This window comes from Asaia sp. W19, assembly GCF_003994335.1.
In the GTDB taxonomy this organism is placed as follows: Bacteria; Pseudomonadota; Alphaproteobacteria; order Acetobacterales; family Acetobacteraceae; genus Asaia.
Window position 1 is genome coordinate 1 of record NZ_PNQZ01000025.1, and the last position, 12241, is coordinate 12241.

A 12241-nucleotide genomic window follows, 5' to 3' on the forward strand; every position below is an offset into this window, starting at 1 on the left:
TWSTGACGGAGATCGACCGTCATCTTGCCGGACAAGGTGCCGCCATCGCGGCTACCTTGCTCGCTGGCCATGGTGAGGGGATCAGCAAGGTCACGCGTACGGCCTATGCGGCATCGGGACTGGCCCATATCCTTGCGGTAGCCGGGCTGCATCTGGGGCTTGTCATGGGCGTGGCTTTCATTGCCACCCGTCAGGCTCTTGTGCTCTGGCCATGGCTCGGTCTGAGGGTGCCCTGCCGGGAAATCGCGGCTCTGGTCGCCTTGCTTATCGGGATGGCCTATGTTGCGCTTACCGGATTTCATCTGCCAGCTTTGCGCAGCCTCGGCATGGCTGGCCTCGCCAGTCTGGCTTTGCTGGCCGGACGGCGGGTGCTGTCCATGCGCTCCCTCGCCGTTGTGGCGCTGATCCTGCTCATCGCGTCTCCTGTTCTGGTCCTCGATCTGTCGTTCCAGATGTCCTTTGCGGCTGTCATGGCACTTGTTGCAGGATATGAGGCGCTCCGCCCCTGGTTCATCAGTCGTGCCGAGCGAGGGATAAAAGGGGGGATCGGTCATCATCTGATCCTACTCTCCCTGACCAGCGCCCTCGCAGGCGGGGCGACATTGCCGTTGGTCATGGCTGGGTTCGGGAGTTTTCAGCCCTGGTTCATCATCGCCAATCTGGTGGCGGTACCTGTTGCAGCGTTCTGCGTCATGCCAGCCGGGCTGGTGGCGCTTTTGCTCATGCCTTTCGGTCTGGCCGCCATACCACTCTGGGTCATGGGGCAGGGGATCGGCCTGATCTCCTTGATTGCTGACTGGGTGGCGGCCCTGCCTCTGGCCCATGTCGCAGTCCCGGTCATAGGAGGTAAAGGGCTTGCACTCTATGTGCTTGGGCTGACCGGATTGTGTCTATGGCGAGGGAGGGCGCGTTTCGGCTTTCTTGTGCCGGTCGTGGCCGGGCTCGTTTCTCCGTTTCTGAGCCCCTGGCCTCTGGTGCTGATTTCACCCGATGCCGGTCTGATCGCCTTTTCCGAGAATCGTCGCTGGGTGGTCGGTGCCCATGGCGGGCTGGAAAACAGGGTGCTCGACGCCTGGATGCAGGCATGGCCCGGCCCGATGCGCGGGATAAATGACGCAGCCTCGTGCACGGGAGCGCGCTGCACTCTCTCCTATCCTGGTCAGCGACTATGGATCTGGCTTGCGCCCCTGTCGCCTGAAGAATGGGGCGCGGCCTGTCAGCATGACGGGTTCGTCATCACTGCGCAGCCCCTGCCCGCAGGATGTCAGCCGGGTCGGTTCATCGATCGGTTTACCGTCTGGCGGGATGGGGCTGTCCTGATCATTCCCCGCCAGGGGAAACTGGAGATCCGTTCGGACCGCTCATGGCGCGGGGAACGGCTCTGGGTGCCACGAGTAGGGTTTCGGGGCGTACCCAACCTGCCCCAGGCCCTGTCGGAATAGGTCAGGAGTTCTTGGGATAGAAGCGCAACGCGACACGCTCCATTGTCAGGCCCTGCACCAAAATAGTGAACACCACGATTCCATAGCAGATTGGCGCGAGGATATCCTTCATCGGCCCCGGCGGCAGGGTGAGAGCGAGGGAGAGCGAAATTCCCCCGCGCAGGCCGCCCCAGGTCAGTACCGCCAGCATGCGCCCGCGATCCTCGCCATAGAGATGGATCGGCAGGATGGCCAGAAACACGCTGAGCGCGCGCGCCGCGATGGAAAGCGGAATCCCGAGAAGAAGCGCCCAGAAGGCGCGCAGGCTGGGAATGGCGGCCAGAACCTCGAAACCGATCATCAGGAACAAAAGCGCATTCAGGATCTCGTCGACGAGTGTCCAGAAGCTGTTGAGCTCCTCACGTGCATGGTCGTCCATGCTGCTCTTGGCGCGTTCGCTCCCGAGGCACAGCCCGGCCACCACCACGGCAATTGGACCGGACATTCCAAGTGCATGAGCAAGGCTGAACGTGCCTGCGGCCAGACTGAGCGAGACGAGCAATTGCAGATGGCTGTCCCTTGCTGCACGGAAACACAGCAAGCCGATCAGCCCTGCCACAAAGCCCAGCCCCGCTCCGCCCACCGCTTCGACCCCGAAGGCTTCGGCGGCGTCCATGAGGGTAAGGTGATGCGCTTCGCCCGTGACCAGTGTCATGGCGAGACCGAAGATGACGATGCTCACCCCGTCATTGAACAGGCTCTCTCCGGCAAAGATCGCCTGGATGGGGCCGGGCAGTCCGAGGCGGCGCAGCATGCCCACCACCGAAACCGGATCGGTTGGCGCGAGGATCGCGCCGAGCACCACGCACCACAGGAAAGGCACCGGCAGCCCCACCTGCGCCATCACCCAGTACATGGCCCCACCCAGCATGAAGACGGCAAGAATGGTGCCGACGATGGCGAGAAAGAAGACCGAGAATTTCCGCTCCATCAGATGACGCGTATCGACCTGAAGCGCCCCGGCGAAAAGCAGAAATGACAGCGCCCCATCCAGCAGATTGCCTGGCAGATCGGCCGAAGCGAGGATCGTCATGGGCAAGGTGTGCAGATCCACGCTCGGCAGGGCGATATCCAGCCCCTTGACGATCAGAGACATCACCAGCGCGATTAGAAGAATGCCGATCGTCATGGGCAGTTTGAGCAGCTTGTAGTTCAGGATGCCGCAAATCGTGCAGAGCGTCAGCAGGATCGCGAAAAGGCTGAGTGATGACATGGAATCTCTTCGTCGCTGGTGCCGGGGAGGGTCGTTTTACCGCAAGGAAACGTGAACGCACGCCCTTCGTCCAGCTTCTCACATTATGTCATCCGAGCGACCAGGCTTTGCCCTGCTGAGCATCCTCTCCCATTCCGTCCATTGCGATGACCTGTCCTATGGGCCTAGCCTCGAAACAGGACACAAAGTGTCGGTTGGTTTCGCATCAACGGAGGACATCTGTATGGGCAAGACGGGAAAGATCGCAAAAACAATCTGCATCACCCTCCTTATGACGGCACTACCTCATGCTGTATCGCGTGCTCAGGCCGCACCCTCAGATAAAAGCGCGCTTGCCGCCTATCAGCGGGAATTGCGATCCATGGGTCTGCCGCCGGGACTAGGGGATCTGGCCAAGCCTTCCGATCCGATACGTGAGGTCACGCTCGCCCCTCTTTTCCACGAGCCTTTTGCTTGTGGCGAGCATCCGCTGGGCCAGTTACCGGGAGCAGGCGATGCCTTGGGAACGGATTGCATGATTGTGGGGGGCGCCACGGATGAGACGCACGGCTACAACAGGTTCTACCGGGGACTGGGTGAGAAAAACGAAGACTGGTATGGCTGGCATAAGGAAGTTCACGCGCCGTTCGACTCAGTCGTGACCTTCGTTCACGTGAATCCGGTCACCAATCTGCCCGGCAGCATGGGCAAGCCACCCGCAAGTATCATCCTGTTCCAACGCGCTGACGGCCTGAACGTCGTCTACGCTCATATCACCGATATCCGCGTCAAACCGGGCGATCATGTTAGAGCCGGGGATGTCGTAGCCCTCGACGGTAACAATGGATTTGCGCGCAACCCACATGTGCATGTCGGTGCCTATAAGGGCACGGAGCCGTTCCAGATCCGCTGGGACCTCAAGGCCATGGGGGCCGTCCCGGCACTTCGCGCCAATTAGGCTTGTTTGAGCCGCCCCCGGACGGCTCAAACAACGATCCCAACCGGATTATACGCCTTCGACGATTGTCGCGCGATATTTCGCACCGGCAAAGCGATGCTCGCGCACCTTGCGATAGGCCTCACCGTCATACCAGGCCAGAGCCGACTCACGATCGGGGAACTCGACAATCACCACGCCATCGGGACCGGTGCCTTCAAGGGTCTCCTGGTCGCCATAGGCAGCCAGAATCTTGACCGGGTGGCCCTTGAACGTTTCGCCGACGAGACGCGAATAGGTCGCCATCTCCTCAGGATCGAGAATTTCTTCACGCGTAAAGACGATATAGGTGCTCATCCAGCTTCTCCTTTGCTGCTGCTGATCTGGGCCTTGAGCGGGAAAAGGCAAGGCGTGAAGGCAACGCAGCGTCCGCATTCAGGACTGCGTGCCTTGCACACGTAACGGCCATGCAGGATCAGCCAGTGATGTGAGGGGCGGAGCATGTCAGGCGGGATACGCTTGATCAGCCCCTCTTCGACAGCGCGCGTCGTCTTGCCCGGCGCCAGCCCGGTGCGGTTTCCAAGCCGGAAAATATGCGTGTCCACCGCCATGGCACTCTCGCCGAACATCACGTTCAGCACGACGCTCGCCGTCTTGCGTCCAACCCCGGCCAGAGCCTCCAGCGCGGCGCGGTCTGAGGGAACCTCGCCACCATGCAGGGCCAGAAGCTGCTCCGAGAGCCTGAGTACGTTTTTCGCCTTTGCGCGCCACAGTCCGATCGTCCGGATATGCGCGGCAATACCCTCTTCCCCCAGAGCCACCATGGCACGGGCATCGGGCGCGTCGCGAAAGAGCCCGATCGTGACCTTGTTGACCGATTTATCCGTTGCCTGCGCCGAGAGGACAACGGCCACCAGAAGCGAAAAGGCGTCGGTGTAAACCAGCTCGCTCTCGGCATCGGGCATGGACTCGGCAAGGGCGGTGATGAACTGGCGGGCCTGCGCGCGGGTCATGGCCCGCCTGGCCGAAGGAAGAGACATCAGAACCATTTCATCATGTTGCATAAGGGCGTTCGACACCCCACAATAAGCGCTTCCCGCCCGAGACTTCCAGTATGCCCGCCCGGTCGATCGTCAGGCGGAGGAGCTTTCTTTCGTGTCCGACATTGACCAGACTACCCGCCACAAGCGCGACATCGCGTTTGTCGATATCGTGCGCTTCGTCATGCGTCGCTGGCTGGAGCATCCGGCTTTTCTGACACGTACCGTGCTCGGGATCGGGCTCGCGACCATTGCCGATGTCGCGACACCTGTGCTGTCGGGTCGCCTCGTTACCGATATTTCCAGTCATGCGGGCGGCGTGCCGCATGATGCGGCTCAGACCGCGCTCCGCAACGACGCGCTTCTGATGGTGGGCGGGCTGATTGCGCTCGGGCTGGTCGGACTGCTCGGGCGGCGCTCCTCCTATCTGGGGATCACTCATCTCAGCCTTGCCATCATGCAGCGCGCCCTGTCGCAGGGCTTTGCACGCGTTCAGCGCTTCTCGACCGACTGGCATGCCAATAATTTCGCCGGCTCCACCGTGCGCAAGCTCACACGCGGCATGTGGGCCATCGACACCCTGGATGACACGCTGCTCCTGCTGATCGCACCGGAAGTGCTGGTCCTGACCGGCACCACGCTCGTTCTGGCCTGGCATTCCCCTTTCATGGGGGCGGTGCTTGCGCTCTCGGTAGTGCTCTTTACCTGGCTCTCCGTGGTGCTGACGCTGCGCTATGTCGCGCCCTCCGCCCGCTCGGCCAATCGTTGGGACACGAAAGTAGGGGCAGCCATTGCCGATGCCGTAACCTGCAACGCCGTGGTCAAGGCATTCGGTGCCGAGCATCGCGAGGAGCGCCGTCTCGGGCGTGTTCTGCGTGCATGGAGCGCGCGCACCGCACGTACCTGGATCAGGGGAACGAACAGCGCCAATCTGCAGGGCTTTGCCTCGCTGGTCATGCGCATGTCACTCGTCGCGCTTATCGTCTGGCAGTGGTGGCAGGGCAAGGCGGGGCCGGGCGATGTGGCCTATGTGCTGACCATGGTGTTTCTCGTGCAGGGCTATCTGCGCGATCTCGGCCAGCAGGTGAGCCAGGTGCAGCGCTCGGTCAATGAGATGGAAGAGCTTGTTGCGATTTTCGACGAGGCGCCCGGTGTCCAGGACCGTAAAGGCGCCTGCAAGGCCGCCTTTACCGAGGGGCGCGTCCGCTTCGAGAACGTGACCTTCCAGTATCCCGGACAGGACACGCCGCTATACGAACATCTTGATGTCTCGATCGAGCCGGGTTCACGTGTGGCGCTGGTCGGGCCGAGCGGTTCGGGCAAGACCACCTTCACCAAGCTCATCCAGCGCCTGTACGATACGAGCGACGGGCGCGTGCTGATCGATGATGTGAATATCCGCGACGTCACGCAGGAATCGCTGCGCGCACGTATCGCCATCGTGCCGCAGGAGCCCATGCTCTTTCACCGTTCCCTCGCCGAGAACATCGCTTATGCGCGCCCCGGTGCGACCCAGGCCGAAATCGAGCGGGCGGCGCGTCTGGCCAATGCCAGCACGTTCATCGAGCGCCTGCCGGAAGGCTATGCCACGCTCGTCGGGGAGCGCGGCGTCAAGCTGTCGGGCGGCGAGCGCCAGCGCGTGGCCATCGCCCGTGCCTTTCTGGCCGATGCGCCTTTGCTCATCTTCGACGAGGCGACGTCCAGTCTCGACTCCGAGTCCGAAGCTCTGGTGCAGGACGCCATGCACCGCCTGATGGCCGGACGTACCGTCATCGTAGTGGCCCATCGTCTTTCCACGGTCATGGAACTCGATCGTATTCTGGTCTTCAGCAAGGGCAAGCTGATGGAAGACGGAACCCATGGCGCGCTCGTGCAGCGCGAGGGCGGGATCTATCGCCGTCTGTTCGAACTCCAGTCTCTCGAGGGCTAGGCCGTAACATGCATCCTGCACTGCCCTGCGGGGCGAGCAGACACTCCTGTCAGAGCATGATCAGGAGGGGGCGATCAGGGCGCGTCCGCTACGGCCCTGAGGCCGAGTGAGACGATTGGGTTCGCACGGGCGCTTCATCGTCCGGATCTTCATCGAGGGGACTTCGAAAGCCTCCGCGCATTTTATGGGCTTTCAGGCGCGGTGGGCTGTGGCAGGGTTCGTGTGCACATTTTTCCCTCCTGCAAGACTAAGGGACGTCAATCATGACCCTGCAAACCTGGTGGCTCTTTGTCGTCACCGTGTTCTTCATCTCGGCTACACCGGGGCCGAACATGATGCACGTGCTGAGCCGAAGCGTTCAGGTGGGGTTCAGGCGCAGTATCGCTGCCATGGCGGGCTGTATCAGCGCGTTGCTCCTGGCTCTCGTGCTTTCGGTGGTCGGGATCGGGGCGGTGCTGGTGGCCATGCCGCATCTATTCGCGATCATCCGGTACGCAGGGGCAGGATATCTGGTCTATCTGGGTATCAAGGCCTGGCGGGCAAGCGATGATCCCGAGCAGCCCGAGGCGCTGGTGGAAGGGCGTGCGGTCATGACCCCTTTCATGCTGTATCGCACCGGATTTCTGGTCGGGATCAGCAATCCGAAATTGCTGCTTTTCGCGGCGGCGTTTTTTCCGCAGTTCATCGATCATCATCAGCCTGTCCTGCCGCAATTCGGCATTCTGGTCGTGACCTATCTGTTTTCGGATGGGTTGTGGCTGACGGTTTACGGGTTGGGTGGCCGTTCGCTCTCGCGCTTTCTGGCGCGCCGACCGGTCAGACGGGCATTCAACCGTCTGACCGCCATCGTGTTCGTGGCGTTCGGGATCGTGATCTTACGAGCGAAGGCGTGATGAGGCGACACCGTGGCGGGCGCTCAGCCCGGTGAGCGTGACCACCACCTGGTCGGGCGTCGTGCCGATGTCATCCACGACGTGAGCCCCGGTGCGGAACATGACCGGAATGGCGAGCGCCTTGGGCGCAAGGTGGAACTGGCTCTGCGTCCCGTTGATCTCGGTGCCTACCAACCCGTCCGGACGGGTCTGGAGCACGATATGCGCGCTATGGGTCGAGTCCAGTGTGCCGAGCGTCATGCCATTGGCAGTCGCCTCGTTGATCTGACCGTGCAGGACGATGCGATCGCCATCAACCAGAATGCGCATGACGGGCGCGTTATCGTCATCAGGCCCAAGCTCTGCCAGAATGACCGAGCCGCGCTTGGGAAAGCGGTCGATATGGATCGTGGTATCGAGCGACGCGCTTGCATCCTGTACCCGCCAGGGGCGGATTTCTGACAATTCGGTGCGCGGCTGGCGGGCATGATAGGCTGTTGGCTTGCGTGCCTCGCTGCTCAGCACGATGCCGCCCGGCACCAGACGATACGGAGCCGTCCCCTGAGCGAGGTTCTGCTTCTCGCCGAGTGAGGCGGCAGGCTCCACGGCAATGCTGAACGCCTTGGTCTCGCGCAGCTCGAAGCCGGCAGGGTCGAACGAGGGAACTGCAGGGGCAGCAAAAGCGACCATCTGCGACGCCGCCATGAAGGGAGCGAGCGCACAGGCAGCGAGAAGGAAGGGGCTCTTCATGGGGATGACTCCTGCAGGGGCTTCAGCATGTCTATGGCGCGACACAGCTTTCCAGAAACCGCGCCAACGCGCGACCCCGATGGCTGGTCGCATTCTTCTCATCCGCCGAGAGTTCGGCAAAACTGCGGCGCTCGCCCTCCGGGACGAAAATCGGGTCATATCCGTGACCCTTGTCGCCCCGCGGGGGCCAGCAGACCTGACCCGAGCAGCGTCCTTCGACAAAGCGCGTCACGCCATCGGGCCATGCCAGACAGAGCACAGCCACGAAAGCCGCCGAGCGGTCTTCATGTGCGCCCATTTCGTCATGAACACGCTGCATGGCATGCATCATGTCCCCGTCCGGACCGGCCCAGCGTGCGGAATACACGCCAGGTCGGCCATTCAGAGCCGAAACGCAGAAACCGGAATCATCCGAGAGCGCAGGCAGGCCTGTGGCTTCTGACGCGGCAAGCGCCTTGATGGCGGCGTTGCCCTCAAAGCTGTCAGCCGTTTCCTCAGGCTCAGGCAAAGCGAGTTCGGCAGCAGAGACGATTTCGATACCGCTCCCGGCCAGAAGGGCCTGGAATTCGACCAGCTTGCCCTTGTTATGACTGGCCAGCACAATGCGCTGGCCAGGATGCAGGCGACGGGGCGCTTCTGCCTCGCTCATGCAACGCCCTTAAGTGCAGCGCGCTGCGCGTCGAACAGACGTGCCGTGCCGGTCTTGGCGAGCGCCATGAGGGCATTGAACTCAGTCTCGGAGAAGGGGGCGTCTTCGGCCGTGCCCTGAATCTCGACGATGCCGCCCTCACTGGTCAGGACGAAATTCGTATCGGCCTGGGCAGAGCTGTCCTCGATATAATCGAGATCGAGCACCGCGCCGGCTTCGGTCAGACCGCAAGAGACGGCGGCCACCTGAGCACGCAAAGGCGAACGCTTGAGCACACCCGCCTTCACCTGCTTGTCCAGCGCAATGGCCAGAGCCACCCAGGCACCGGTAATGGCAGCACAACGCGTGCCGCCATCGGCGTTCAGCACGTCGCAATCAAGCGTGATGGTCATTTCACCCAAAGCGCGCAGATCGACACAGGCGCGCAGGGCACGGCCAATAAGGCGCTGAATTTCCTGCGTGCGGCCCGATTGCTTGCCCTTAGCGGCCTCGCGGTTGCCACGCGTATGGGTGGCGCGCGGCAGCATGCCGTATTCTGCGGTGATCCAGCCCTGGCCCTGCCCACGCAGGAAGGGCGGCACGCGATTTTCGATGGAGGCCGCGCAGAGCACCTCCGTACCGCCCACGCGGATCAGAACCGAGCCCTCGGCATGGCGGGCGAAGCCCGGCTCGATCGAGACAGGACGGTTTTCATCGGCCTTGCGGCCTGAAGGGCGGGGGCTGGACATCGGATTTTTCCTCACTCAGTGGCGCAGGCGCGCATGCTCGGTGCAGCCTTAGCGCGTCAGACCCGGATTGACAAAGCCGACGGCCCTGGGCGCGTCTCTGCTCAGCCCAGGATTTCCACGACATCGCCCAGCCCGATCGACCCGCTCCGGCCGATCACGGCATTCTCCCCGAACATCACACCACCAGGGCGGAAGCGAAACCCGGTCAGGGTCTTGAGCGGCTCTCTCGGTACGGGGATCACGCCGGTTTCCTGATCGATGGTCGTCACGATGCAGCGGCTGCAAGGCTTGACGAGTTCCAGCTCGACCGCTCCGATACGCAGCCGGGTCCAGTCATCTTCCCCCCAGGGCGTTTCGCTCTCGATCACGATATTGGGCCGAAAGCGTTCCATCGGAACAGGCTCCCCAAGTCGCGTATTCAGATCGTCCAGCGAGGCCGTATTGGTGACGAGCAGGGGAAAGCCATCGGCAAAACTCACACTGCCGAAATCCGTCGGTCGGGCTCGGTCCGGCTCAGCCATATGCACCAGACGGCACGGGGTATCGAGCTGCGCACTCAGCCAGTCTGCCGCCTCATCTCCGGCATCACGTGCCGCAATGGCGTGATCCTTCCAGACGCTGACAGTGCGCGCGTGGGCGTCGGGGGCAGGGGGCGCTACGCTGAGGGTAAGGCCAGGGTCCTGTGCCGCGCTCAGGGTCAGGATCTCGCCATCGAGCCGCGTCAGGATCAGCGCCATCGCCGGAAACTGACGCTGCGTCATGAACCGCCCGTCGGGTGTGATGACCAGCCAGCGCCTGTCCCCTCTGGGGCCCCAGGGGTCGAGATCCATCCGCTCGACATCGATCCGATGCAGGCTTTTGACAGGATGAATATATAAGGCTGCAATACGGGTCACGGTCACGACTCCAGATCCGGAATTTGAGGCAGGCAGACCATGGCCTTTCTCGTCGGGCGGGTCACGCGAAAGGGCAGGGCATGATCGATCTCTCCAACCTGCCGGGCGGCATGGATGCGCGGTCAGCCAGCGTGCTGCGCGAGATTGTCGAACAGTATATGGAAACGGGTGATCCTGTCGCCAGCAAGACCCTGGCCCAACGCCTTACACCTTCTCTTTCCCCGGCGACCATACGCAATGTGATGGCAGAGCTGACCCAGGCAGGGCTCTTGTTCAGCCCGCATGTTTCGGCAGGGCGCCTCCCGACCGAGAAGGGGGTAAGGCTGTTTGTCGATGGCCTCCTGCAATTCGGCGCGCTGGACGAAACGGAAAGGGCCCAGATTGCGGGGCGTCTCGCATTGAGGGGGCGCTCGATGCAGGAGACCCTTGCCGAGGCCTCAACCATGCTGTCAGGCCTCTCGGCAGCCGCCGGTCTGGTGCTGGCACCAAAGGGTGATGGTGCGCTCAAGCATATTGAATTCGTGGCCCTTGGGCCGGGCAAGGCGCTGGTCATTCTGGTGGCGGCCGATGGCCAGGTCGAGAATCGGGTGATCGAAACGCCGCCTGGATTACCGCCTTCGGCTCTGGTCGAGGCTGGGAATTACCTGAATTCCCTTTTGGGCGATGTGACGCTCACGGCGCTACGCCAACGTGTGTCGGAGCATCTGCAGCAGAATCGCTCCGATCTCGATGCGCTTGCCACGAGTGTGATCGAGAGCGGTCTGGCCATGTGGGACGAGCAGCATGGCACGCTCTATCTGCGCGGTCAGGGCAACCTCCTGACCGATATCACCGAGATCGAAAAGCTCACCACGATACAAATGCTGTTCGAGCGTCTCGAGGCGCAGGAAACGATGTTGCGTTTGCTGCAACTCGCGCAGGAATCCGATGGTGTGCGGATCTATATCGGGGCGGAAAGCGGTTTTTTCGGCATGTCGGGCGTGTCGATGGTGGTGGCTCCGGCGCGTAACGAACAGAATCGTATTGTCGGTGCGATCGGGGTGATCGGGCCGACGCGCCTCAATTACGGGCGTATCGTACCCGTCGTGGATTACACGGCGCGCGTGATCGGACGCTTGCTGAGCTGATTTCGGATGCTCCGGTCCAGAAAAGGGGTTTCCTGACGACGGGCTCTGCCATCAGGGGCGCCATACGGGTAATAGCTCCAGCGCGAATGCCGATCCCGTGCGTGAGAGCTGGATGAGCAAGGTCCTGCCCCGCGATTCACAGGCGGTGGATGGATAGGGAGAAGAGGGCCGTAGATCGACGAGCAGCTGAACTCCGTCTGCCGCTCTTCCTCAGAGAGGTGAGGGCGGGCTGACATGTTTTTTAAGAATCGCTCGCAATTTATATATTGAGAATTATTCTCATATGCTGTTAGGGTCGTGCCGTTCTGGAGTGGAATGGCTGATGATCGTCTGTTCGTGTAACGCCCTGACCAATCATGATATCGCCGACGCCGTTCGTCGGGGCGCCTCACGACCCAAGGAGGTTTATGCCTCCAAGGGCTGCAAGGCGCAGTGCGGCAATTGCGTACCGGGCGTCGTGTGCGCTTTGCGCAGCCTCATTCGTGAACGCAAGGAGGCCGCAATGGCCTTCGCCCCTGTTGATCAGGGTGTGGGTAGTGTCGCCTACGCCTGAATGGGGGCGGACCTAAAAGAAAACCCGCCAGCCTCTCGGCTGACGGGTTCTCCATCTCATCTTCGCAACCTGGATCCTCGAGGGAC

General features: G+C 62.1%; 13 protein-coding genes. 6 read left to right on the plus strand and 7 right to left on the minus strand.

What is annotated here, in order from left to right; translation table 11 throughout:
- Positions 1-1442, plus strand: a 1442-nt coding sequence (locus C0V97_RS05945) for a ComEC/Rec2 family competence protein (protein ID WP_158625353.1), incomplete at its 5' end; no start/stop codon positions are given.
- Position 1443: 1 nt separating this feature from the next.
- Here C0V97_RS05945 and C0V97_RS05950 read toward each other — a convergent pair.
- Complete coding sequence (locus tag C0V97_RS05950; protein ID WP_127101680.1) at positions 1444-2694, minus strand: sodium:proton antiporter; 1251 nt, start codon at positions 2692-2694, stop codon at positions 1444-1446.
- Between the two features lie 361 nt (positions 2695-3055).
- On the opposite strand from C0V97_RS05950, the gene C0V97_RS05955 reads away from it, so the two are divergent.
- Positions 3056-3631 carry a M23 family metallopeptidase gene (locus C0V97_RS05955; RefSeq protein ID WP_233582000.1) on the plus strand — a complete coding sequence of 192 codons (576 nt, stop codon included), beginning with the start codon at positions 3056-3058 and terminating at the stop codon, positions 3629-3631.
- A 48-nt stretch (positions 3632-3679) separates the two neighbouring features.
- Here the strand turns inward: C0V97_RS05955 and C0V97_RS05960 are convergent, their stop codons facing one another.
- Positions 3680-3967: a DUF1330 domain-containing protein gene (locus tag C0V97_RS05960; protein ID WP_127101682.1), complete on the minus strand. Its 288-nt coding sequence runs from the start codon at positions 3965-3967 to the stop codon at positions 3680-3682.
- Entirely contained in the window at positions 3964-4650 is a 687-nt protein-coding gene (nth, locus tag C0V97_RS05965) for an endonuclease III (RefSeq protein WP_233582001.1), read from the minus strand. Before nth ends, C0V97_RS05960 begins: the two co-directional genes overlap by 4 nt.
- Before the next feature lie 124 nt (positions 4651-4774).
- Between nth and C0V97_RS05970 the strand changes: the two genes are divergently transcribed.
- Together C0V97_RS05970 and C0V97_RS05975 are read left to right on the plus strand one after the other, a co-directional pair.
- The gene (locus tag C0V97_RS05970; RefSeq protein ID WP_370265151.1) at positions 4775-6580 is read left to right on the plus strand and encodes an ABC transporter ATP-binding protein; all 1806 of its coding nucleotides are present in this window, start codon (positions 4775-4777) and stop codon (positions 6578-6580) included.
- Positions 6581-6843: 263 nt separating this feature from the next.
- A complete protein-coding gene (locus C0V97_RS05975; protein ID WP_127101684.1) occupies positions 6844-7473 on the plus strand; it encodes a LysE family translocator in 630 nt (209 codons plus the stop codon).
- On the opposite strand, the gene C0V97_RS05980 is transcribed toward C0V97_RS05975, so the two are convergent.
- The 4 genes from C0V97_RS05980 to C0V97_RS05995 form a co-directional block, all read right to left on the minus strand.
- A complete protein-coding gene (locus tag C0V97_RS05980; RefSeq protein ID WP_127101686.1) occupies positions 7456-8202 on the minus strand; it encodes a hypothetical protein in 747 nt (248 codons plus the stop codon). The genes C0V97_RS05975 and C0V97_RS05980 overlap by 18 nt on opposite strands.
- A 31-nt stretch (positions 8203-8233) precedes the next feature.
- Positions 8234-8851, minus strand: a complete 618-nt coding sequence (gene rdgB / locus C0V97_RS05985) for an RdgB/HAM1 family non-canonical purine NTP pyrophosphatase (protein ID WP_127101689.1) — start codon at positions 8849-8851, stop codon at positions 8234-8236.
- On the minus strand, positions 8848-9579 hold the full coding sequence (rph, locus tag C0V97_RS05990; protein WP_127101691.1) for a ribonuclease PH: 732 nt from the start codon (positions 9577-9579) through the stop codon (positions 8848-8850). Before rph ends, rdgB begins: the two co-directional genes overlap by 4 nt.
- Positions 9580-9680: 101 nt before the next feature.
- Positions 9681-10475, minus strand: coding sequence for an MOSC domain-containing protein (locus C0V97_RS05995; RefSeq protein WP_233582003.1), 795 nt, complete (start codon positions 10473-10475; stop codon positions 9681-9683).
- 80 nt (positions 10476-10555) lie between these two features.
- On the opposite strand from C0V97_RS05995, the gene hrcA reads away from it, so the two are divergent.
- Together hrcA and C0V97_RS06005 are read left to right on the plus strand one after the other, a co-directional pair.
- Positions 10556-11602, plus strand: coding sequence for a heat-inducible transcriptional repressor HrcA (gene hrcA / locus C0V97_RS06000; RefSeq protein ID WP_233582004.1), 1047 nt, complete (start codon positions 10556-10558; stop codon positions 11600-11602).
- A 322-nt stretch (positions 11603-11924) separates the two neighbouring features.
- The gene (locus C0V97_RS06005; protein ID WP_127101696.1) at positions 11925-12155 is read left to right on the plus strand and encodes a bacterioferritin-associated ferredoxin; all 231 of its coding nucleotides are present in this window, start codon (positions 11925-11927) and stop codon (positions 12153-12155) included.
- Positions 12156-12241 lie beyond the last annotated feature (86 nt).